This window comes from Achromobacter sp. CSND-B12 (assembly GCF_052906545.1).
Genome location: NZ_JBREGJ010000001.1, coordinates 78,653 through 101,452, shown reverse-complemented (window position 1 = coordinate 101,452; position 22,800 = coordinate 78,653). Strand labels below are relative to the sequence as shown.

The window sequence follows — 22,800 nt, the reverse complement described above, 5'->3', positions numbered from 1 at the left end:
CGCGATGCTATTGTCTTTGGCAGTCTCCGGCCTGCCCTCGGGTTCCGGGGACGCCCGCCGCCCTTTCGGGCGGCCCGTATCACGCGCATCACTCCCAGGAGGCAAGTCCATGAAGAAATTCTCGATTCTCGTTGCAACGCTGGCGCTGGCCGGCGGCTCGGCTGTTGCCCAGGCCGAGAGCGTCACGATGTCATTCCTGAACGACGACGGCTCCGTGGGCAAGAGCGCCGGTACCGTCGCGCTGGAGCAGACCAAGGAAGGCCTGAAGTTCACGCCCGACCTCAAAGGGCTGCCGCCCGGCGAGCACGGCTTCCACGTGCATGAAAAAGGCTCGTGCGAATCGACCACCGTCGACGGCAAGGTGATGCCGGGCGGCGCCGCGGGCGGCCACCTCGATCCGCAGAACACCAAGGCCCACAAGGGCCCGCTGGCCACCGATGGCCATCTGGGCGACCTGCCGTTCATCACCGTGGCGGCCGACGGCTCCGCCAAGACCGCCGTGGTGGCGCCGCGCCTGAAGCTGGCCGACGTCAAGCAGCGCGCCCTGATGATCCACGTGGGCGCCGACAACTACAGCGATACCCCCAAGCCGCTGGGCGGCGGAGGCGGCCGCATGATCTGCGGCGTGATCAAGTAAGCGGCACGCCCCGGGCAAGGCGCGCGGCGGGCCGGGCAGGCCGGACCGCGCTACACCGTGCCGTTGCGGCCGTGCTCGCGGTAGCCCGGCCGCTGGGCCAACCGGTCGTAATAGGCGGCCACCGCCGGCAGGTCGGGTCGCAGCGCATCGTCCAGCGGCGTCTGGAACCACCGGTTCACCGACAGGCCGACGGCGACGTCGGCCAGCGTGAACGCCTTGCCGGCCACATAGGCGCCGGTTTCGCGCAGGCGCCGTTCCAGTATTCCCATGAAACGCCCCCACTCGCGGCTGGATGCCGCGATGGCGGCCGCGTCCTGGTGCGCGGGCGACTGCCGCGCCAGCGCCATGAAGGCATAGCTCCACGAACGGTTCAGGTCGCTCGCCTGCCAGTCCAGCCATTGGTCGACTCCGGCGCGGCGGCGCGCTTCGGCCGGATACAAGTCCGGATTGCGCGCGCCACCGTACTGGTTGGCCAGGTAGCGGATGATGCTGTTGGACTCCCACAGCACGAAATCGCCGTCTTGCAGCACAGGCACCATGGCGTTGGGATTCAACGCCAGGAAGGCGGGTTCGCTGGTGGCGCGAAAGCCCGAGCCCCAGTCCTCGCGCGCGAATGGCAGATCCAGTTCGACGCAGGTCCACAGCACTTTGCGGACGTTGATGGAAGTAGCTTTTCCGAGGATGTTCAGCATGGCGGAGGCGACGCGGACGTGGGCGTGGGGAAGCCGGGGCGGGCCCTCAGGCCCGCGCTTGGCGGCCCCCCAGTCTATCGGCCATCGCAGGCCGGCAACAGATACAGATCGGTCCTTGCGCGTGCGCAACAGATTGGGCCGGACCGTCACGCGAGCCGCGGCCCGCCGCGGCCATCCGCCGCGTCAGCCCATCCCAGGCTCCGGCTGGCTTCGCAGCCGCGGCACCGGCGAGGCCGCCAGCACCGCGAACTGCGCCGCGAAGCCGGCGCTCGACACCCACAGGCAGGCCTCCAGCCCCAGGCGCGAAGCCAATGCCGCGCCGATCAGCGCGCCCAGCGGCCGCGCGCCGAAGGTGGCGGTGAGGATCACGGCGGACACCCGCCCCAGCAGCGCATTGGGCGTGATGGCCTGGCGCAGCGTGGTGGTGGCGATGGTCCACAATATCGGCCCGGCGCCGAACAGGAAGAAGCCCACCGCGGCCCACAGGCCAGACGGCAGGGCCAGCGTCGACAGCAGGATCAGGCTGGCCGCCAGCGCGCACAGCGGGCCGGCCGCGATCAGGGCGCCGAACGACAGCCGCCCGGCCAGCCAGGGTGCCGCCAGCGCGCCGGCCAGCATCCCCGCGCCGTACACCCCCAGCGTGACGCCGACCCCGGCCGCGCCCAGTCCCAGCCGTTCCACCGCGTACACCACATAGACCGCCTGCAGCACGAACCAGGCGAGGTTGAAGAACACCGCCGTGACCAGCACCGGCCGCAGCAGCGGGTGGCCCGTCACGAAGGCCGCGCCATCGCGCAATTCATGCCACAGGTGGCGCCGCGCGGCGGCGCGCGGCGCTTGCGGCGGCAGGCCGGCCAGCAGGCCCGCGGCCAGCAGCGACAGCAGCGTCGCCAGGCCGTAGGCCGCGGCCGCGCCGATGCCGCCGACCAGCGCGCCGCCCAGCGCCGGCCCGGCGGAAAAGGCCGCGCTGCGCGCCAGTTCCAGCCAGCGGTTGGCCTGGCCCAGGGCAGGGGCGGGCACCAGCGTCGGCACCAGCGCCGGCGCGGCGACGTTGTAGGCCACGGTGCCCACCGCGCCCAGGAAGCCCAGCGCCGCCAGCCAGCCCAGGTTCAGGCCGCCCAGCGCCAGCAACGCCAGCAGGGCCAGCAGGCTGGCGGCGCGCACGCATTCGGCGCTGGTCATCAGGGTGCGGCGCGGCAGGCGGTCGGCCAGCACGCCGGCGGGCAGCGACAGCAGCAGGAACGGCAGGGTCTGCGCCGTCTGCAGGTAGCCGGTCTGGGCGGCCGTGGCGCCCAGCGCCAGCACGGCCACCAGCGGCGCGGCGGCCAGGGCGATCTGTTCGGAGAATTGGGCGGCCAGGTTGGAGCTGGCGAGCCGGCGGAAGGCCGGGGGCAGGGCGGACATGGGGCGACGGGCGGCGGGGCCGCAAGAACGGCAAGGGCCCGATCATGACCGGGCCCCGCGCGTGTCGCACTCCGTTAATTGCCGTCGCCGGCCTGGTGCGTCAGGGGATCGGCGGATAGTCGCCGAAGCCGTCCGGCCAGGACGTCAGGACCTCGTAGCCGGTGTCGGTGACGACCACCATGTGCTCCCACTGCGCCGACAGCGAACGGTCCTTGGTGACCACGGTCCAGCCATCGGGCAACTGCTTGGTCTGCGGCTTGCCGGCGTTGATCATGGGTTCGATGGTGAACATCATGCCCGGCTGCAGCACCAGGCCTTCGCCGGGACGGCCATAGTGCAGCACCTGCGGTTCGTCGTGGTAGATCTGGCCAATGCCGTGGCCACAGTATTCGCGCACGACGCTGAAGTGCTCGCGGTGCGCCACCGTCTGGATGGCGTGGCCGATGTCGCCCAGCGTGGCGCCGGGTTTGACCGCCATGATGCCGGCGCGCATCGCCTCGTAGGTGGTGTTTACCAGGCGCCGCGCCAGCGGGCTGGGCTGGCCGACGTAGTACATGCGGCTGGTGTCGCCGTACCAGCCGTCCTTGATGACGGCCACGTCGATGTTGAGGATGTCGCCGTTCTTGAGCACCTTGGCCGACGGGATGCCGTGGCAGATGACATGATTGACCGAGGCGCAGACGGTCTTGGGAAAGCCGTGGTAGCCGACGTTGGCCGGAATCGCCTTCTGCACATTGACGATGTAGTCGTGGCAGATGCGGTCGAGTTCGTCGGTGGTGACGCCGGGGCGCACGTGCTCGGCGATCATGTGCAGTACCTCCGCTGCCAGGGCGCCGGCCTGGCGGGCCATGGCGATGTCGGCGGCGGACTTGATGGAGACCTTGCGCGCCATTTACGCGGCCTCCTGCTGGCCGGTGGACGCCTGTCCCTGGGACAGGGCGGCGATGCTGAACCCTTCCGCCTGCTCGATGCGGATCAGCAGCTGGCAGATGTCGGCGTGGCGCAGCTCGGGGTAGAGCTCGGACAGCATGCCGATGCGCATCCAGTGTTCGGCCTGCGAGTTGATCGAGCGGCTCAGCGCGCTGCTGGCCACGCGCAGGTTCTCGTGCATCTGCTCGGAAATCTTGACGATACCCATAGGGAGCGTTCCATATATGGTTTGTATATGGAACGTATGGTATCGCACCTGCGGGGACGGGTGCAACCCGCCACCCGCGCGGCAGGGTCATGCGGCCTGGGCGGCGGGGCTTTTCTCCAGCAGGTCCATCGCGTCCAACTGCCGGTAACGGGCCGGGTAGATCGAGCGGGCGTAGTTCTCGCAAGGCGTGCCCTGGGTGGCGATGGCCATCACCACGAATTCGGCGAAATCCTCGGGTGGGCCGGCCTTGGCGTAGTCCGACGGGAAATTGCCATCCGATTTGGCCGCGGCGCCCCAGGCCTTCATGTCGACACGGGCGTTGTTGGCGTAGCTGTGGGCCAGCTCGTGCAGCACGGCGTGGTCGATCACGGCCTGCTCGCCCGGCATGCTGTAGAGCGTGATGCGCGAGAACATCGTCTCGCCCACGGTGTGGACCTCGCGGGTGGGATCGGCCCAGGGCGGGCCTTTCACCCATTGCGCGTCGAGCCGCTTGACGCTGTCGTCCACCGACATGCCCTTGGCGATGGTGATCTGCAGGTCGCGCCCCTGCAGCAGCGCCTTGGGCGCCACGCCCAGGCTCTTGGCGACCTGCTCGGGCTGCGGCTGCGGTTCCTCGGTCAGGCGTTCGCTGATCTCGTGGGGCGAGCGCTGCAGCAGGTCGCCGGTCCACAGCGGCTTGCGCGGTTCCAGCACCACGGGCACGCGCTGGCCGGCCGGCCAGGCTTCATACATGACCAGTTTGTCATCGCCCGCGCGCGCCAGCGCGGCCGGCGGCTTGTAGGCCGACGGTCCGGTCAGCCTGACCGGGGCGCGCTTGGCGTCGAACATGGCTTCGGTGAGCTTGAGGGTGTCCTGGACCTGGGCGCATTGCTGCGGCGCCTCGTCGGCCGCCACCGGCACCACCGCGGCCAGTGCCGCCGGCGCGCCGGCCTGCAGCGCCTGCGGCGCATCGTTCACGCCGCCACCGGCGCCATCGCCGCCGCCGTGCTCCAACTGGTAGAACTGCTGGCTGGCGATGAGGGTGGCGCCGCAGGAGGTCTTCATGCCTTCCAGCGCGGTGCGGCGATCGGAACTGACGCTTTGCACGCCTTCGACGATGGTGTGCTGGCCGGCGCACTTGGGGCAGGTGACGCGGTCGCCGACGCGCGCCATGGGCTGGCCAAAGATCTGCACGGACTCGTCTCCGGTGACCACCACGCCGCCATGCGAGGTGCGGTCACCCTTGCGTATTACGGATCGCTGCGCCATGGCCGTCCGTTGCTCCCAAACGATGGTTATTTATGCTTACAGATAGGTGCCGTCCGGCGCCATGCGGGGCGTGCCCACGACGAAGCTGCCGTCGGGCGCCATGCGCACCGGCCCGCCGCCGCCCAGGTAGCGGCCATCCGGCGCGCGCTGTGGGGTGCCCGCGACGTAGGTGCCGTCGGGCGCGCGGGTGATGGGCCCGCCGTCGCCGACATAGGTGCCGTCCGGGCAGCGCCGCGGCGCGCCATTGATGAAGCGGCCATTGGGCATCATGTGAAAGGACTTGTTCATCGCGACTCCCTGTTTTTGGAGAGCTTGCATGATAGCGATGGTCCCTGATGCGTTTTGTAATAGGGCGTGTCATGTTCCAACGTAACGCGGTTACAGATATGGGATCATCGCTGCTTTGCCGCCGGGCCGCGCGCCGCTTGCGCAAGGCCCGCCATCCGCAACGACCCAAGAAACTATGAGCGATATCGACGCACTGTTGCAGCCCATTGCGGGCGAGGCGCCTTGTGGCGCCGACATGGTCTTTTCGGCCGAATTCGACGCCATCCGCGAGGCCCGCCGCCACGATGACCCGCACCTGGACCAGGGCGACTGGGTCATCGACATCAAGGAGGCCGACTGGCCGCAGGTGATCCGCATCTGCACCGAGGTGCTGACCGAGCGCAGCAAGGACGTGCGCGTGGCCGCCTGGCTGGCCGAAGCCTGGGCCAAGACGCGCGGCTTCGCCGGCCTGCGCGACGGCTTCCTGCTGGTGGACGGCCTGTGCCAACGCTATTGGGACGGCCTGCACCCGGTGCCGGACGAGGGCGACGTGCAGCAGCGCGTGGGCAACCTGGCGTGGCTGCTGTCGCGGTCGCAGCAGCTGGTGCGGGAACTGCCCTTGACGCAGTCCGAGGGCGGGCGTTTCGGCGCGGTGCTGTGGGACAGCGCCACGCAATTGGCCAACGCCATCAAGCGCGCGCCGCAGAACGCCGCCGACCTGACCCGCGGCAAGGTTACGCTCGACCAGTTCGACGCCGCGCGCCGCGATACGCCGCCGGCGTTCTATTCCGAACTCGAAAGCCAGTTGCAGGGCTGCTTTGGCGCGGTCGACGTGCTCGAGCGGACCTTGACCGAACGCCTGGGCGAGGAAGGCCCGGCTTTCACGCCGCTGCGCACCGCCCTGAAGGACGTGACCGAGCTGGCGCACCGCTTTGCCCGCGAGGCCGGCCTGCTGGTGCGGGCCGACCTGGCGCCGCCGGCCGCCCAGGCCACGCCGCCCGCCGGCGCGGCCGTCACCCGCATGGAGCCTACCTTGACCGCCGTCGACTTGCCTTCCACCGCGCCGCTGGCGGCCACGCGTGGCCCGCTGCAAACGCGCGACCAGGCCCTGGCGCAGTTGCGCGAAGTGGCCGAGTTCTTCCGCCGCACCGAGCCGCACAGCCCGGTGGCCTACCTGGCCGACAAGGCGGCCAGCTGGGGCGAGATGTCGCTGCACCTGTGGCTGCGCACGGTGCTCAAGAACAACGACGCCCTGTCCGGGCTGGAAGAGCTGCTGGGCGTTCCCAAGGCGCCCGAGAACAACGGCTGAAAGCGGGGCCCGGCGATGGCCGCAAGGGCCATCGCGGCCCGCGGCATTGGGCGCGCGACGGCGCGCGCCCAGCGGCAGCCGCGCGCCGGCTAGCGGCTGGCGCGGAATTCGATGCGGCGGTTCTTGGCGCGGCCCTCGGCGGTGGCGTTGGTGGCCACCGGCTGGTCCGGGCCCGCGCCCAGCGTCTCGAAACGTCCGGGCGGCAGGCCTTTGTCCACCAGATAGGCGCGGACCGCGTCGGCGCGCGCCTGGCTCAGCGCCAGGTTGGTGCTGCGGCTGCCGGAGCTGTCGGTGTGACCGATGATCTGCACCTTGTCGCTGTGCAGCTTCGGGATGACGTCGGCCACCTGGTCGAGCAGTTCGCGTCCGCGCGCCGTCAGCGTGGCGCTGCCGGTCTCGAATTCCACCACGCGGTTGGTCAGCACCTTGTCGAGCAGGCCTTGTTCGTCCTTGCCGGCGGCCACGCGCAGGCCGTTGACGATCTTGTAGGTCGGGTTGAGCGAGGTGGCGAAGGTGCTGGCGATCTGCTGGCGCGAGGCTTCGTTCTGCACTTCGCCGAGCAGGCGGATCTGGGTGCCGTCGACTTCCAGCTGGCCGCGATTGATCTGCTTGAGCGGCTGGCCGATCAGCTTGCCCACGTGTTCGGACCAGTTGGGCGGCGCCACCACGCCGCCGACCTCGATCTGGTCGATGACGTTGCCCACCCCGTAGACCTGTTGCAGCCGGGCCAGCACGTCGGCCTTGGTGGCCTCGTCTGGCACGGCGCCGCTGGCCACGACCTGGCCGGGCTGCGGAATGACGTTGGCGGGGACGACGGTGGCCGCGTCCTGCGCCGCCGCGGCGCATGAGAACAGCGCCGCCATGATCAGGAGAGAGACGCGCATGGTCAGGCTCCGGTGAAGACTTCGAGATAGGTGTCGAGCGCCATGCGCAGGGACAGCCGGGGTTGGTCCAGGTAGCTGGAAAGCTTGGCCAGGCCGTGGCTGGCCGACACGTGGTCGCGCACCCAGGGCGCGTCTTCCAGCACGATGTGCTGCTCGGCGAAGGCCTGCGGCGTGGACAGCAGGCTGGCCAGCGTCTGCGGCGAGGCGCCGCGAAAGCCCGCCACCAGGCGATGCTTGCCGCCGATGCGGCCGATGAACACGGTGATCTCGAAATCCGCGCGCGCCAGGAACGGCGCGATCAGCGTCATCCAGTACGAGGCCACCAGATTGATATATAGCGGATCGTCCGGCAGCGGCAGCGCCAGCCCGCGATCGAGCTGCGACGAGCCGCTGGACATGACCGGTTCGAGCAGGATGCCCAGCGCCAGGATGATGTCGTGGACGTTGGCCGCGTGGCCATTGCCGCGCAGCATGGTTTGCAGCCGCTCGACGCTTTGCAGGTCGACGAAGGCATCGAAACCGTCGTCGGCCTCGGTGCGGATCTCGCCTTCGAGTTCGTTCAGCGTCTGCAGCGCCGGGCCGGGGTCGGCGTCGGTCATCAGCAGCGCGGCGGCGCCGCTCATGCGGTTCCACAGCCGGCTGAAAGCCATCGGGCTGCGCGCGATGAAGGCCAGCGGCCGCTGCACTTCGACCGAGGTCGCCGACAGGAACGGAAAGCGCCGGCCCGACTGGTCGCGGCTGGGTTGCAGGTGGCCGGCGATGGCCAGCTTGCCGCGCGAGCCGAGAATGGCGAACGGCATCGGCTCGGCCTCGTCGTACAGCGTTTTCCAGTGCGGGTCCTGGGCCAGCAGCTCCATGGTGCTGGCGACCCAGCCGTCCAGCGTGCTCATCAGCTGCGGATGCGAGGTGTTCTTGACGAAGTCGCCGCGGGCCGGGATCTTGCCGAAGTAGGCCGTGCGGAACAGGGGGGACTGCAAGTTGCTCATTGCGGCGCTCCGGGTCGCGTCTGGGCGGAGGAGGATTCGGGGGATGCGCCCACCACGGAGGAGGGCAGGCGCAGGTTGCGCAGGCCCTGGCTGCCGCCGGGCTCGCTGCCGCCGGCGCCGGGCGCCTGGGCGTTGCTGATGATGCGCAGCTTGACCGGCACCGTCACGTTGGATTTGCCCCAGCTCATGTTGAAGCTGCCGTCGGCGTTGGCGGTGCGCTGGGCGGTCGCGATCAGGCGCTCCAGGCCGAAGCGTCCCGGTTCGTTGACGATCTCGACCACGCTGCCGTCGAAGGTGGTGGCGGTAATGCGCGCGCCGGGCGCGCCCTGGGCGTTGGGCCAGACGAAGTTGACCCACTGCGGCGGCGTGTTGCGGTAGCGCAGCTGCTGGCCGTCGATCTCGATGGTGTACTCGGTCACGCCCGAGGCCGGCTTGGGCTGGATCTGGAACAGCGTCTGCGGCTGGCTGGCCGAGCCTGCGCCCGCGCCGCCGGACAGCGGCGCCACCCACTGCGCGAAGTTGGCGGTGAAGGTCGGCTGCAGGCTGATGCCCATGTCGCCCCAGGTGCGCGCCGTCAGGATGTCGCCGCGGCGCACGGTCAGCGGGCCGAGGGTGTCGTTGACGTACTTGGCGATGCTGCCCTGCGGGCCGAACACCTGGCCGATCTCGTCGCTGCTGGCCTCGACGCTGGCGCGCGCGGCGAACGGATACTTTTCGGCCAGGGTCTGGTTGAAGGGCTGGTAGATCTGCGCGTTCCAGACCTTGTTCAACTCGCGTTCGGCCGGTTGCATGGCCACGGCGTAGGCCTGGATCAGCGGCCGCACCAGCAGCGGGCGCAGCGTCTCGCGTTGCGTCGCCGACAGGCCGGCCAGCATCTGCTCGTCGACCAGCTTGAGCGCGTCGGCCAGCTCCGAATCCTTGCCCTCCAGCGTCTGGCGCAGCAGCACCAGCGAGCCGGGGCCGGGGTCGCCCTGGTTGTTGAGCAGATTGAAGCGGGTGCGGATCTTGGACAGCGCGCCCATGTAGTTGCCCAGCAGCGACTGGTTCTCGCGCGTGACCACCAGGCGCGCCACGTCCGAGAACTCGCGGCCCACCGGACCCATCGGAATGGCTTCGCCGTTGGCGGTGGTGGCGGGCGTGGGCGCGGGCGGCGTCTGCCGCAGGATCACGCGCTTGAACCAGCCGACCACGCCGCTCTGCGCCTGCTGCAGGCCGGCGTTGACCAGCGACGGGTTGTCCCACGAGGTCTGTTCATAGGCCGTGTTGATGAGCTTGGCGATGGGCGAGGTCTGCGGGTCGCCCAGGCGGTTCATCGCGCCCACAGATTGCTCGAAGCTGGTGAAGGGCTTGATGGTCACGCCGCGCAGGAACTTCTGCCATTCCTGCGCGTACTCCGTCTTGTACATCGTCGCCAGGCTCTTCTGGATCTGTTCGGGGCTGCCGTCCAGGGTCAGGTCGTCGCGCGCGTTCACGCCCAGCACCCAGTCGCTGGTCTGCACTTCCTTCTTGGCGGCCTCGTTGATGGCGGGCTGGATGTACTGCTCCCAGGCCTCGCGGGTGAAGGTGCCGGGGATGGCGTAGCTGCCGGCCACCACGCCGGCGTCGTTCTCGCCGACGATGCGCGCCACCGTCATGGTCTGGAAGCGCGTGGCGGCGCGCGCCTTGAGCGTGGCGTAGGCGCGTTCGCGCGCCGGCATGCCCTGCATCACGGCGCGCAGGCTGGCGCGGGTCTTTTCCACCAGCGCCAGGTTGGTGTCGATCTGCGGCCAGCCGGCGTCGGGCGCGCGGCTGACGTAGAACGAGATCAGGCGTTCGGCGCTGCGGATCAGCTGGTCGCGCGGCATGGCGCCGCGGTTGGTCTCCAGCCAGCCGCGCCAGAAGCGCGTGATCTGGTCGGACAGGTGGGTGGGGTCGACGTGCTGGCGATTGGCCATCATCAGGTACGTCTTGAGCGCGTTGTAGGCGTCGTCGGCATTGGTCGGCGAGGCATCCTGGAACAGCGTGTCGCCGCCCGGGACGTGCGAGGCGCGCACCGCCTGCGGCGCCGGCTGCTGCGCGCCGCCGGCCGCCGCCGCGGCGCCGGACATGTCGACCTTGGCCAGGAAGTCCTCCAGGCTGGCCTTGACCGGGCTCAGCATGAACTGGCGCGCGCCGTTGTAGTACTCGGCCAGCAGGCGCTCCTTGAGCACGTCGCCCTGGTACAGGCCCAGGCCCAGCGACCACGGGCGGCTGGACGAATAGCGGTCCAGCTGCTCGATGCGGTCCTGCAGGATCTCCATGGCCTCCAGGCGGCTCTGCAGGTCGGTGCGCTCGCTTTGCAGGCGCACCACCTTGTCCAGGTCGGCCTGCACGTTCTGCGCCAGCTGGCGGTTGCCCAGGTATGACCAGCTCCAGCCGCCCAGCACCAGGCCCAGCGCCAGCACCAGGCCGAAGAAGGTCAGGTAGCGCATGCGGGTCTTGGCCGGGCTGGCGTGCTGGCGCACCAGTTTCTTGTCGGCGAAGATCACGCTGGAGAACAGGTCGCGCAGGAAGAAGCCGTTGTGCGAGGACACGTTGCGCGCCTGGCCGCGGGCGGCCGGGCGCAGGTCGAAGCGTTCGGCCAGCCGTTCGGTCGAGGTGCTTTGCGACACGCCTTCCTGCAGCGCGCTGGTGAAGTAGAAGCCGCGGAACACGGGCTTGTACTGGAACGGGTTGGTCTCGAACAGCGTCGACAGGAAGGTGCGCAGCGCCGGCTTGATGCCGGCGAATTCCAGCGGGAAGGTCAGCAGTCCCGGCGGCAGTTCGCGGTTGTTGCGCAGCGAGATCTGCGCCGTGCCCATTTCCTTGAGGCCTTCGTACAGTTCATCGAAGCGTTCGTCGAACAGGGCCAGCACGTCGCGGTTTTCTTCCGCGCCGTAGGGCAGGGTGGCGCCCCAGACGCGGTCGCGCTCGCGCTGGTCGCTGTCGGAGAAGAATTCGCTGAAGCCCGAGATCAGGTCGGCCTTGGTGAAGATGATGTAGACCGGCGCGAACACTTCCAGCCGGTCGGTCAGTTCCTGCACGCGCTGGCGCAGGTTCTTGGCCAGGTTGATGGCGAATTCCGGCCCGGCGCCGGTCAGCTCGTCGATGCTGGCGGCCACGATGATGCCGTTGATCGGCGCCTTGGGGCGATGACGCTTGAGCAGGTCGAGAAAACCCATCCATTCGTTGCGGTCTTCCTCGTGCACCGAGTAGCGGCCGGCCGTGTCCAGCAGGATGCCTTCGGTGGTGAAGAACCAGTCGCAGTTGCGGGTGCCGCCCACGCCGCGCACCGCCGCGCCGTTCTTGTCGGCGAAGGGGAATTGCAGGCCGGAATTGATCACCGCGCTGCTCTTGCCCGCGGCGGGGTTGCCGATCACGATGTACCAGGGCAGTTCGTACAGCGCTTCGTTGCCCGACACCTGGCCGATCTTGGACGTCTTGATGGTGCGCACCGCCTGCACCAGGCGCGTGCGCAGCGCGTCCACGTCCCCGCGATTGGCGGCCGCGCTGCCGGTCTGCACCTGCTGCTCCAGCATGTCGCCCAGGTTCTTGTTGGCGCGGCGCGCGCGGCGCCGGCGCCACAGATAGGCGCACAGCCAGAGCAACAGGAATATTCCCAGCGCGATGCCGGCCCAGGCCAGGCCGATCTCGACGGTGTCGGCAAACAGGAACAGGAACACGACCAGGGCGATCAGGCCGATCGCCATGAACAGGCGCGGATTGCCGAGGGCGCGGGAGGTCCAATGGCGACCTTCGCTCAGGGCGCTGGAGATACCGGAAAAGAAACCTGAAGGGCTACGCATGATTCTGGCTTTTCTTATGGGGGTCAGGCGGAGGGGGAAGGGGACAGCAGCGCGAGCGTACGCAACATGGGGTCCTGGGTCATCACGGCGAGCACCGGCGCCTCGGCCTGGGCGCAGGCTTCAGCGGCGACCGACAACGTCAGCAGGTGCGCGGCGGCGCCGGTATAGCCGCAGGCGCCGCCGACCGCCAGGCAATCCTGGTTCGGGTCGAGGGTGGTGAACAGCGTGCTGGCCAGCCCCGCGGCTTCCAGCGGACGGCTGCCGCGATGGTCGGCGTCGCTGACCAGCGCGCGGATGTCCTGCGCGCGGCGTTCATGTTGCTCCAGGAAGCGGGTCGTCAGCTCGGCCAGCATCGGTTCGTTGGCGGCGCCGCGGTCATCGGCGCCGGTGGCGCGATGCGCCATGGGTGACAGCGTCAGCGCGAAGGCGCCCGCCGGCGGCGCGGCGGGCGCGCCATTGCCGGGCGTCGCGGGCGCGGCCAGGTTCAGGTCCAGCAGCAGGCCGGCGGCCGCTTCGCCGGGCACGCGCCCTTGCGGATTGCCGTTGCCGACCAGCAGGCCGCCGGCGTCCCATTCGCCCACCACGTGGCTGTCGATGAACGAATCGGCCGCGGCCACGATGCGCAGCGGCGCGCGGGCGGCCGTCGCTGGCTCCAGCGCCAGTTCGCGCAGCAGCCCGTCGCTGGCCAAGGCGTCGCGCGCCTCGTGCGGCCGCAGGCCCAGGCGCGCCGCGGGCCAGGCCGCGGCCTGCCGCGCCCGCGCCTGGGCGTGTTCGCGCGCGGCCGACGGCCATTGGGCCGGCAGCAGCAGTTCCAGCTGCAACAGGGGCCAGTCGTCGTCGCGCTCCGGCGTGCCGTGCTCCAGCACATGGGCGCGGGCATCGCGTGACAGAGTCTCGATCACTTCGCACAACAGGGCGGTGGCGCGCAGGCAGTCCTCGGTGCGCGCCGCCGCCGGCGTGTCGTCGGTTTCGGCGATCTCGCGCAGGGCATCGCTGTCCAGGTGCGCGGCACGGGCGCTGAAGACGGGATAGCCGCGCGCATTCTTGAGCGTTTCGTCCAGGTCCGGGCGCTGCTGTTTGGCCAGCGCGGCGTGGATGGCGGCGGGGTCGCTGCCGGGCGCGGCGCGCGCGGCGCCGGCCAGGGCCACCAGCCGGGTAATGGCGGGCGCCGCGGCGGACGTCGCGGCCGGTGCGTCGGCGGGGGCCGCGGCGGCGGCGGCACGGGCTTCGCGGCGCGCGCGCGCGATGCGCAGGCCGGCCCAGCCGGCCGCGATCAGCGCCAGCGGCAGCGCGAACAGGTACAGGCCGATGTCGAGCCCCGTGGGCAGCGTGCGCGATTCCTGCCACCAGATGATGACGGCCAGCCAGACCACACCGAAGACCAGGGCCAGCAGCAGGCCGGTTTTGAGAAAGCGGGTCATGTGGGTTCGTAGCGGTGGTCGGTTGTTCGAGTAAGCGTGAGGGGCAGGGTAGCGGCGCAACATGATCGGATCATTGCGCGGCCCCCGTATCGCGGCGCATGACGCCCGGGCGGCGCAGCTCGGTGTGGCCGAAGTCCATCAGCTTCCAGCGTCCGCCCCAGGTCAGGCCGACGCGTTCGGCGGTTTCGCCGAACAGCTCGTAGCCGCGCATGGCCCACGGGTCCTTCTCGGAGACCACCACCTTGCCGTCGCGCAGGAACGCGCTGTCGGCGGCCAGCCCGTACTGGTGATAGCTCTGGTAGGCGCCGGCGTTGGTCACGTGCGAGCCTTTGCTCGCCAATTCCTCCTGGCGCTCGGGGCTGCGGTAGCCCTCGATCAACACCATTTCATAGCCATGTTCTTCGCGCATCACGCGGTAGGCCGCCAGCAGGCGCTGACGGTAGTCGGCGTCCAGCAGATTCCAGTCGCGGCTGGCGCCGCCCAGGTTGGGACGCACCAGTTCCACCTCGCGCGTGGTGAACACTTCGGGCGGCAGCGGTGGCGGCGGCACCAGCCGTTCGCCCGTCAACAGCGCCTGGATGCGCGGGTCCGGACCGGCCATCCGATCCTCGTAAATAAATGTGTGATTGTGTCGCATGACGAAAGCGAAAAGGGACGGAAGCAGCACCACCGCGAGCCCCGCGGCGATCTGCCAGCGGTACGCCGAAAACGTGTTGCCGGCCTTGCCGACGCCGGCGCGCACCACTTGCGCCGAGCCGCCCACCACGCCGCCCGCCTGCCCCGCGCCGCGCGCCACGCGGCGGCGTATTCCCTGTGCGAACGCGCGCGCGCCCCGCGCGGTCCCGGCCCTGAAAGACGGGAACACCAGCAGCGCGGAGACGCCGATCGCGAGCAGAAAATATAGGGGCAGTAGAAGTAGCAACGGTATCCCTCAATCACGAAGGCGTAATCTTTTGTTCTATTCGTGATTGAGGCAAGCGCCAGGGCGTTGCAGACAGCGTCGATGCTTTAGGAATCGTAACAAGATGCCGTGATCTAAAAGATGTCATCGGGTATTCTCGATCACCTTGGTTAATAGGGGCCGACCAAGCCCCTGCCGACACGGAACCTCGCATGGCAGAAGACGAAAAAAAATCGCGACCTCCGCCCGCCATTCCCAGCTTGCTGGCGGGGCGTTCATCCGCCGTGGACGAGCCGCAGTCGTCGCGCATTCTTGCCTCGCTCGAAGGCCGCGTGCCCGATGCCGAGGTCAAGCACCTGCCTGTCCGGCAACGTTCCAGGACGCCGCTGCTGGTGTTGCTGCTGCTGTTCCTGGGCGCCGCCGGCGCGGGACTGTGGGCGGTGTATGACACGGCGCAATTGCCGGTGGTGGTGGCGCGCGTGGATGGCGACGCGCCGCGCCCATCCCAGCCTCAGACCCAGACTCAGACCCAGGCGCCCGCCGCCAACGCGGGCGCGGCCGGCATGCCGGCCGCGCCGCGCGCGAGCATGCCCGCGGATGCCGATGCCGCGCCCTCGAATGCCGCGGCCATCATCGACGATCATCCGTTGGCGCAACTGACCCGCCCGTCCGAGGCGGACGTGCCCAACCCGCTGGCCGCGCTGGCGGTGACGGCGGCCCCGCCCAAGCCTGCCTCGGCCACGCCGCGCGCGGCCACCGCCAAGGCCCCCGGTCCGACCGCGGCGCCGCGCGGCGAGCGCGCGCGCGACGGCGCGCTGATCGCGGCGGCCACGCCGGCCGCCACTTCGAAGACCGCGCCGGCGCGCGGCAAGGCGGCGCCCCGCAACGACAGCGACGCCGCCTTGTTGGCGACCCTGATGTCGTATGGCCTGCCGCCCGCATCGCCGCCGGGCACGAAGGTCTACAAGACCGACGGTATCTTCATCCGCGAGCTGCCGGGGTCGCCGCTGTCGGCGCGCCTGGCGGAATGCCGCAAGCTTGGCTTTCTTGAAAGCGAACAATGCCGCCTGCGCGTTTGCGCGGGCCACTGGGGCACTGCTCCGGAATGTCCCAATGCGCAAGCTCACATCGAGCCGTGAGCGCGCCTGACCTAGGTTTTCCCGCAATGGATCCGACCGCGAACACCGGCCTGTTCAATTCCGATGCCCGCCTTTACGGCCTGCAGGGCGAGGGCGCGCTCGCGTCGTTGCAGGTGGAGGGCTGGGTCGCGCGCGAAGCGCTCTCGGGCGTGGGGCAATGGCGCGTGGTGGCGCTGTCCGACAACGCCGGCCTGTCATTGCAGGACATGATCTCGCGGCCCGTCACGCTGTGGACCACCCGCGCCGACGGCAGCCGCGCCGGGCGCAGCGGCGTCGTCCGCGAAGCGGAATTGCTGTCCGGCGACGCCGGCCTGGCGCGCTACCGGCTGACGGTGGTGCCATGGCTGTGGCTGGCCACGCAGCGGCGCGCCAGCCGCGTGTTCGAGGCCAAGCCCGTGCTGGACATCGTGCGCCATGTGCTGGACGGCTACGAAGGGTATGTCTACCGCGTCGCCGGCGACGTGGAGGCGGCGCTGGCCGACCTGGCGCCGCGTCCCTACACCACGCAGTACCGCGAGACCGACTACGACTTCATTGCCCGCCTGCTGGCCGAGGCCGGCCTGGGCTGGACCGTGCTGGAAGACGCCGGCGTGCCGGCGCGCCACGTGGTGCAGTTGTTCGCCGACAGCCGCGGCCTGGCCGAAGACGCCGAGTCCGCCGGCGGCGGCATCCGCTTCCAGCGGGCCGCCGCGACCGAGTCGCGCGACACCGTGCAGATGCTGGCGCGCCTGCGCCGCCGCGTGCCCGACAGCATCACCGTGCTGGGCTGGCACGACAGCGGCAAGCGCGCGGTGGCGGCGCAGGCGCTGGTCAACCCGGCCAGCGGCCAGGACGACGCCGCGGGGCTGGATTGGTACGAGGTCGCCGGCCACGGTGGTTTCGCCGATGAAGCGCAGGCGCGGCGCCAGGCCAATCTGGCGACCGAAGCCCTGCGAGCCCGCGCCGAGACCTTCGTCGGCCTGGGGGTGGTGCGCACCTTCCGTTCCGGCACGCGTTTTACGTTGCGGGATCTGTCGCCGCTGGGGCCGGCCGGGGAAGGCGGCTTCGAACCGGAGTTCGCGCTCGATCGCGTCGAACACGTGGGCATCAACAACCTGCCGCCTGAAACGCGGGCCTCGCTGGCCCAGCGCCTGGGAGGGCTGGATGCGCACCTGGTGCTGGACGGCGACGCGCTGGCCGCGCCCGGCGCCGAACCGCATGAAGCCGTGTCGCTGCGCGTGGACCCGGCGGTGCTGGCCAAGGCGCGCGAGGTCGGCTACGCCAACCGCTTCGAGGCCGTGCGCTGCGACCGCCCCTGGCGGCCGCCGTTGCCAAGCGCCCGCGGCGCGCGGCTGGCGGGCGCGCCTTCGGTGCACGGCGTGCATACCGCCGTCGTGACGGATGCCGAAGGCGGCACCCAGCCGAAGGAGCAGGACGAGATCCTGCGCAACAAGCGCGGCGACGTGCGCATCCGCTTCCATTGGCAGGGGGGCGGCGCCGATGGCGAAGCCCGCAGCCGCTGGGTACGGGTGGCGCAGCGCCAGTCGGGCGCCGGCATGGGCATCAGTTTCGTGCCGCGCATCGGCCAGGAGGTGCTGGTGCGTTTCCTGGATGACGACATCGACCAGCCCATCGTCGTGGGCGCGTTGTACAACGGCCGCGGCGAAGGTGGCACGCCGGCCACGCCCGGCGGCCGCCAGGGCGCCAAGGCCGACACGCAGGTCTACGCCGCGGCCCGCGATGGCGCGCCCAGCGCCCAGGCCAACCTGGCGTCCGGCAATGCCCCGGCCTGGCATGGCGCGGCCGGCGGCGACGAGAACCACCGCAACGCGGCCGCGTTGAGCGGCTTCAAGAGCAAGGAATTCGGCGGCTCCGGCTACAACCAGATCGTGTTCGACGATACCGACGGCCAGCTGCGCATGCAGATCAAGAGCAGCGAGCAGGCCAGCGAACTGAACCTGGGCCACCTGATCCACCAGGCCGGCAACTATCGCGGCGGCCTGCGCGGCCTGGGCGCGGAATTGCGTACCGACGGTTATGGCGCGGTGCGCGGCGGCGCCGGCGTGCTGCTGAGCACCTATAGCGCCACCGGCGCCAACGCCATCGGCGACGCCGCCGGGGTGCAGGCGCTGGCCGGCCAGACCGACCAGATGGCGCGTTCGCTCGATGGCGTGGTGGGCGCGCACCAGGGCATGCGGCTGGCGACGGTGCAGGGCACGCGCGGCCCCGGCGCCAGCGTGCTCGATGGCGACAAGGCGCCGTTGGCGGCGATGCACCGCGCGGTCTCCGGCACCGTGGCGGGCGAGAGCCTGGGCGGGGCGCGCGGCGACGCGTCGGCCAAGCACACCGCCGCGGCGCAGGGCAAGGTGCCGCATGCCACCGACCCGGTGGTGCTGATGGCGGCGCGCGCCGGCCTGGCGCAGGTCGCCGGCCAGCATTTGCAGTACACCGCCGGCGAGGCGGTGCACTGGTCCGCGGGCAAGGACCAGAACCTGGCGGTGATGGGCGCGCTGCGTCTGCATACCGGCCAGGGCCTGGGCATCGTGGCCGGCCTGCAGCAGGGCGGCGCGGAATCGGGCCTGGACCTGATCTCGGCCAAGGGCAACGTCGACATCCAGGCGCAGCACGACGTCCTGCGCGTGCAGGCGCAGCAGGACCTGAAGATCGGCAGCGCCCAGAGCGCGGTGGAATACGCCGCGCCCAAGCGCATCCGCATTGCCACGGCGGCGGGCGCCAGCATCGTGCTCGAAGGCGGCAACATCACCGTCACCGCGCCGGGCCGCATCGACGTCAAGACCGGCAACAAGCAGTTCGCCGGACCGGACCGGTTGCCTTACGCCTTCCCGCAATTCACCGTCTGCAAGCAGTGCGTGCTGGACGCGCAGGATGGCGTGCAGTCCATCACCGACAAGGCGTGAGGGGGCGCGGCATGATGGATTGGGAATCCCGTCTCAACGACACGCTGGCGCAGGCCGGCGAACTGGCCACCGGCGGCGGCGCCAGCTTGAACACCTACCTGCTGGTGGACTTGCGCGGCCACGCCGAACTGGCAGGCCCGATCCGGGCCAGCGCGGACCTCAGCTTTGGCTCGATCTGGGTCGGCACCGAGCTGGCGATCTACGAAGACATCGCGCCGTTGCTGATCGAGGTCGACGACCTGAGCCGCTTCGAACTGTGGCGCGGCCCGTCGCAGCCGCGGACCTCGGAACTGCTGCGGCTGCTCAAGCGGCTGCACCAGGCCGAGGGCGGCGCGTACGCGCTGACGCATCTCGTGTCGCCCTTGCCGCTGGCCGAACTGATGGCGCATTTCGCCTATCACGGCGAATACGGCTTGCCTGACGGCCGCGAGTACTACCTGCACCTGTACGACAGCCGCATCCTCGACCGCGCCTTCCAGGTCTGGACGCCGTCCGAGCGCGCGCGCTTCCTGGCGCCGTTCAATCTGCTGCGCTACGCGCGCCGCGACGGCACCATGGCACAGTGGACCGGCCCGGGCCAGCGACCGGCCGCCGATGCGCCGCGGCAGCAGCCGTTCACGCTGGCGCAGCACCAGGCGCTGCTGGACCTGGACTATCCGGACAAGCTGGCCGTGCAGATCCGCCGCATCTACCTGGGCGTGCTGGGCGGCGAACTGCGGCAGGACGAACTGGTGGCGCGCGTGGCCGAACAGATGGCGCGGGCGCGGGCCTACGGTATCGAGAGCGAGCGCGACATGCTGGACTACGTGGCGTGGGGCATCACCATTTCCCCGCGCTTTGACGAACATGAGGCGATCGCGCCGGCGCTGCGGGACTTCCAGGGCGAGGGGCTGTCGCAGGCGCTGGCACATGTGCCCGACGCGGTGTGGGATGCGCTGCTGCGGGCGGAACAGGAACGGGAAGCGGAACAGGGAGTTTTGCATGCGTAAGGGCTTGGTCGTCCTGCTGCTGTGGCTGGGGATGTTGGCGGGATGCAATGGCGAGCCCAGTTATCAGGGGCTGTCGTTCGTGGCGTACAACTACACGCCCTGGGACCTGGACCGCGTCCAGATCACCGATACCCACGGAGGCTCGGCCGCCACCGGTTCCATCGGCGCGGGAGGCGGCGAGGGCTCGGTAACCTGCTGCTACAGCCTCAAGGGCACCGATTTCAAGGTGGCATGGCGCGGCGCGGACGGCGAGGAAGCCCGCCAGCACATGTTCGACGGCAAGCTGGAACAGGTGATCTTCAACAAAGAGACGCCAGTGCATTTCCCGGCGGCCGAGATCCCGCCGGGCGACGGCCCGCTGTACCTGGAATTGCATATCTATCCCGACGAGCACATGGAGTTGGCGCTGAGCCGCAAGTTGCTGGGGCAGGTGCGCATCCCCATCGTGGAGGTCACGCGCTGGCTGTACGCCCAGCATCGCGATGCCCTGGGCGATTACCGCAGCAGCGCCGAAGTGCGTCGGGTGGTGGCCAAAGTGGCCAGGACGGCCTGGACCAAATACCGAATCGAAGACAGGCAGGACATGCAGCAATACATGTTCCTCTACTTCACGGTGGCATCGAATTTCGACGCCGATCCCGACATCGCGGCGCTGCTGGCCAGATCCGGCCGGCAAGCCGGGGACTTCGCCAAGGCCGTGCAGGCCCTGCCGGCTGAAAAGATCGCGCACCTGAAAGCCACGGGAACCGCGCCAGGAGACAAGAATGGCTGACAGCCTGCCGCCGGTGGATCGCACCCCCGCCAGCGTTCTGAAGAAAATGGCCGAAAGCGAGGCCGCCTATCCCAGGCAGGATTGCCAGGAGTGCGGCGCCGTGATCCGCATCGGGTTCTTTTTTGACGGCTTCGGCCGCAGCCGGGATGTGGACAGCCAGCACCCCACGTTCTATTCGAACGTCTGCCGGCTCTGGGAAGCGCACTATGCCCACGACGATGAAGACCGTCCCGTGAACCAGTATTGGTTCCGGTTCTACTATTCCGGCCTGGGCACCGAGCTCAACGAGGACGCCAAGAACGATGATCTCATCTACGGCGCGACCGTCGCCGGCCGGAAGATCCTCAGCGAAGCGGCCAGCAATGCCAAGAGCGCGATCAAGAACATTACCCGTACCGACGAGATCCCCGAGACGGATGCCTTGAAGCGCCTGCGCAGCGCCACGCAGAAGATGATCAAGGAGGGGTCATTCCAGCCTATGGTCAAGGCGTACAAGGACGTGGTGAAAGACGTCAAGACCTTGCCCGACAAGGTCGTGCGAATCTGGAATGCCTGGGATCCGGAACGCCTGGCCAACCGCGCCAAGGGCACCGTGCGCGGGTTCTGGGCCGGCTTCAAGAAGAACCCGCTGAAGGTGGGCTGGACGGCGGCCAAGGAAGTGGCCAAGAGCACCGCGCTGGAAGGCGTGCCCGTCATCCGCGACAACGAGACCGTGGCCTACCTGATGGGCACTGGGGTCGACGTGCGGGTGGACGCCGCGCTGCGCCAGCTGCGCGCAACGCATGAAGCGGTCAGCGCCGAGATGAACAACGTGCGGCGGATCGAGATTTCGGTGTTCGGCGGCGACCGCGGCGGGGTCATGGCGCGCCAGTTCATCAACGACGTGGTCAAGAAGTACCGCCGGCGCCACGACAAGGACCTGGTGTTTCCGGGCAAGAACGGCGCGCGCGAGGCCGAGATCCGCATCCGCTTCCTGGGGCTGCTGGATTCGGTGTCCTCGATCATGGACGAGAACACGTTCCTGGGCTTTCTGCCTTTCACCGATCTGCTCAAGCAGACGCACAAGGATCGTACCCTGACGGTGCCGGGCGCGGTCGACAAATGCGTGCATTTCGCCGCCGCCCAGGAGTTGCGCGCCAACCAGCGCCTGGACAGCCTGGAGAAGACCCGGGGCGAGCAGTATCTCTATCCGGGATCCAGCGGCGACGTCACCGGGGTCAGCCCCGAGGGGTCGCTGGGCTCGCGCGCGGAACTGTCGCGGGTGCCGCTGCGCGACATGCTGAACCTCGGCCTGTGCCATGGCGTGGGTTTCTACAGCATGGAGCAATTGTTCGACAAGCGCCCGCTGACGTACGCCAAGTTCAGCATGGGCATGTCCATCCAGGACGGTGGCCAGAGCTACCGCATCACCGAGCTGGTCGAGGCGTATCGCGGCGTGGTCAAGTACGAGCCGGGCGTGGACTTCATGCCGCACATGGAAGTGTTCCTGCGCTGGCTGGCCGTGCGCTACCAGGATCCGGTATTCAAGAGCGAGCTGTCCGATCCCGCCGAGAAGTGGATCCAGGACCGCGACTTCTATACGCCCGAGAAGGCCTATATCGAGGAGTACCGCCGCGTGCTGGGGCTGTCCAAGGAAGAGCAGGCCAAGCCGGAGAACACGGCCCGCCTGAAGGAACTGGAGGCGCTCAAGAACGAACGCTGGGATCGAGCCGTGGCCAGCCGTGGCGAGCTGCCGCCGCAGCGCTTCAAGCCGCTGTGGCAGCGCCTGGAGGAAGAGTACCGGGCGCTGGAGGACGCGGAGCGCCAGGACGCCGCCATGGAGCGCCACAAGGAAGAATTCCGCCGCAACAATCCGAATACGGTGCGGGCCATCGAGCGGATGGAGCAGGACCAGCTCGACATGCAGAACATGCGCAACGAGCTCATCACCCGCGGTGGCGGCACGCTCACCGAGGCAGACAAGCCCAAGGATCCGTTCGCCGACATGAAGGCCAGGCGCGCCACCGAGCAGCGGCTGCTGAACGTGTGGCGCGAGGCCAGCGCCGGCAGGAATCCGCTGCCGCCCAAAGTGATGGCGCTGTTCGACTTCCTGGTGCACGACGCCATGTTGAGCAGCTGGCCCGATCACCTGCTGGCCAGCACCACGCTGTACTTCCGCACGCGCGACAAGGACATCTTCGGCAAGACCGATTTCAAGGCCGAGGAGGCCAAGATGAAGACCGACACCGCCTCGGCGGCGCGCGTGGAGCAGATGCGGGCGAACCTGGACGGGTTGGCGCCGGCCCGGCCATGATTGGACGATACGCAAGTCGG

18 protein-coding genes are annotated in these 22,800 nt (G+C 69.5%); 7 read left to right on the top strand and 11 right to left on the bottom strand.

Annotated elements, in window-relative coordinates; all coding sequences use genetic code 11:
* Nucleotides 1–109: 109 nt before the first annotated feature.
* Nucleotides 110–637: a superoxide dismutase family protein gene (gene sodC, locus ACUTAG_RS00470; RefSeq protein WP_049055431.1), complete on the top strand. Its 528-nt coding sequence runs from the start codon at nucleotides 110–112 to the stop codon at nucleotides 635–637.
* Between the two features lie 50 nt (nucleotides 638–687).
* Here the strand turns inward: sodC and ACUTAG_RS00465 are convergent, their stop codons facing one another.
* From ACUTAG_RS00465 to ACUTAG_RS00440, 6 genes are all read right to left on the bottom strand, one after another.
* Nucleotides 688–1,329, bottom strand: a complete 642-nt coding sequence (locus ACUTAG_RS00465; protein WP_070781451.1) for a glutathione S-transferase family protein — start codon at nucleotides 1,327–1,329, stop codon at nucleotides 688–690.
* Between the two features lie 183 nt (nucleotides 1,330–1,512).
* Nucleotides 1,513–2,733, bottom strand: a complete 1,221-nt coding sequence (locus tag ACUTAG_RS00460) for an MFS transporter (RefSeq protein WP_054473543.1) — start codon at nucleotides 2,731–2,733, stop codon at nucleotides 1,513–1,515.
* A gap of 100 nt (nucleotides 2,734–2,833) precedes the next feature.
* Nucleotides 2,834–3,625 carry a type I methionyl aminopeptidase gene (map, locus tag ACUTAG_RS00455; RefSeq protein ID WP_053497256.1) on the bottom strand — a complete coding sequence of 264 codons (792 nt, stop codon included), beginning with the start codon at nucleotides 3,623–3,625 and terminating at the stop codon, nucleotides 2,834–2,836.
* Nucleotides 3,626–3,871, bottom strand: a complete 246-nt coding sequence (locus ACUTAG_RS00450; RefSeq protein ID WP_006385163.1) for a ParD-like family protein — start codon at nucleotides 3,869–3,871, stop codon at nucleotides 3,626–3,628.
* Between the two features lie 87 nt (nucleotides 3,872–3,958).
* Complete coding sequence (locus tag ACUTAG_RS00445; RefSeq protein WP_024069127.1) at nucleotides 3,959–5,119, bottom strand: PAAR domain-containing protein; 1,161 nt, start codon at nucleotides 5,117–5,119, stop codon at nucleotides 3,959–3,961.
* Between the two features lie 36 nt (nucleotides 5,120–5,155).
* Nucleotides 5,156–5,407 carry a hypothetical protein gene (locus ACUTAG_RS00440; protein ID WP_020928047.1) on the bottom strand — a complete coding sequence of 84 codons (252 nt, stop codon included), beginning with the start codon at nucleotides 5,405–5,407 and terminating at the stop codon, nucleotides 5,156–5,158.
* A 175-nt stretch (nucleotides 5,408–5,582) separates the two neighbouring features.
* On the opposite strand from ACUTAG_RS00440, the gene tssA reads away from it, so the two are divergent.
* Nucleotides 5,583–6,695, top strand: coding sequence for a type VI secretion system protein TssA (gene tssA / locus ACUTAG_RS00435; RefSeq protein WP_053497257.1), 1,113 nt, complete (start codon nucleotides 5,583–5,585; stop codon nucleotides 6,693–6,695).
* A gap of 89 nt (nucleotides 6,696–6,784) precedes the next feature.
* Here tssA and ACUTAG_RS00430 read toward each other — a convergent pair whose 3' ends face one another.
* From ACUTAG_RS00430 to ACUTAG_RS00410, 5 genes are all read right to left on the bottom strand, one after another.
* Entirely contained in the window at nucleotides 6,785–7,579 is a 795-nt protein-coding gene (locus ACUTAG_RS00430) for an OmpA family protein (RefSeq protein WP_020928045.1), read from the bottom strand.
* 2 nt (nucleotides 7,580–7,581) lie between these two features.
* The gene (gene tagF, locus ACUTAG_RS00425; protein ID WP_006385166.1) at nucleotides 7,582–8,565 is read right to left on the bottom strand and encodes a type VI secretion system-associated protein TagF; all 984 of its coding nucleotides are present in this window, start codon (nucleotides 8,563–8,565) and stop codon (nucleotides 7,582–7,584) included.
* The gene (tssM, locus tag ACUTAG_RS00420) at nucleotides 8,562–12,272 is read right to left on the bottom strand and encodes a type VI secretion system membrane subunit TssM (RefSeq protein ID WP_045953190.1); all 3,711 of its coding nucleotides are present in this window, start codon (nucleotides 12,270–12,272) and stop codon (nucleotides 8,562–8,564) included. The genes tagF and tssM overlap by 4 nt, the downstream gene beginning before the upstream one ends.
* Nucleotides 12,273–12,391: 119 nt before the next feature.
* Nucleotides 12,392–13,789, bottom strand: a complete 1,398-nt coding sequence (locus ACUTAG_RS00415) for a hypothetical protein (protein ID WP_070668538.1) — start codon at nucleotides 13,787–13,789, stop codon at nucleotides 12,392–12,394.
* Between the two features lie 70 nt (nucleotides 13,790–13,859).
* Nucleotides 13,860–14,711, bottom strand: a complete 852-nt coding sequence (locus ACUTAG_RS00410; protein ID WP_026382340.1) for a M15 family metallopeptidase — start codon at nucleotides 14,709–14,711, stop codon at nucleotides 13,860–13,862.
* A 191-nt stretch (nucleotides 14,712–14,902) separates the two neighbouring features.
* On the opposite strand from ACUTAG_RS00410, the gene ACUTAG_RS00405 reads away from it, so the two are divergent.
* Genes ACUTAG_RS00405 through ACUTAG_RS00385 form a run of 5 tightly spaced genes read left to right on the top strand, consistent with a single transcriptional unit; the run spans nucleotide 14,903 to nucleotide 22,780 of the window.
* Entirely contained in the window at nucleotides 14,903–15,829 is a 927-nt protein-coding gene (locus ACUTAG_RS00405) for a hypothetical protein (RefSeq protein ID WP_148318703.1), read from the top strand.
* A gap of 26 nt (nucleotides 15,830–15,855) precedes the next feature.
* Complete coding sequence (locus ACUTAG_RS00400) at nucleotides 15,856–18,726, top strand: type VI secretion system Vgr family protein (protein WP_148318705.1); 2,871 nt, start codon at nucleotides 15,856–15,858, stop codon at nucleotides 18,724–18,726.
* 11 nt (nucleotides 18,727–18,737) lie between these two features.
* Nucleotides 18,738–19,715 (top strand): DUF4123 domain-containing protein, encoded by a 978-nt coding sequence (locus tag ACUTAG_RS00395; protein WP_112957680.1) that lies wholly within the window; start codon nucleotides 18,738–18,740, stop codon nucleotides 19,713–19,715.
* On the top strand, nucleotides 19,708–20,487 hold the full coding sequence (locus ACUTAG_RS00390) for a DUF3304 domain-containing protein (protein ID WP_054484236.1): 780 nt from the start codon (nucleotides 19,708–19,710) through the stop codon (nucleotides 20,485–20,487). The genes ACUTAG_RS00395 and ACUTAG_RS00390 overlap by 8 nt, the downstream gene beginning before the upstream one ends.
* Nucleotides 20,480–22,780, top strand: a complete 2,301-nt coding sequence (locus tag ACUTAG_RS00385; protein WP_026382006.1) for a DUF2235 domain-containing protein — start codon at nucleotides 20,480–20,482, stop codon at nucleotides 22,778–22,780. The genes ACUTAG_RS00390 and ACUTAG_RS00385 overlap by 8 nt, the downstream gene beginning before the upstream one ends.
* The last annotated feature ends 20 nt before the right edge of the window (nucleotides 22,781–22,800 follow it).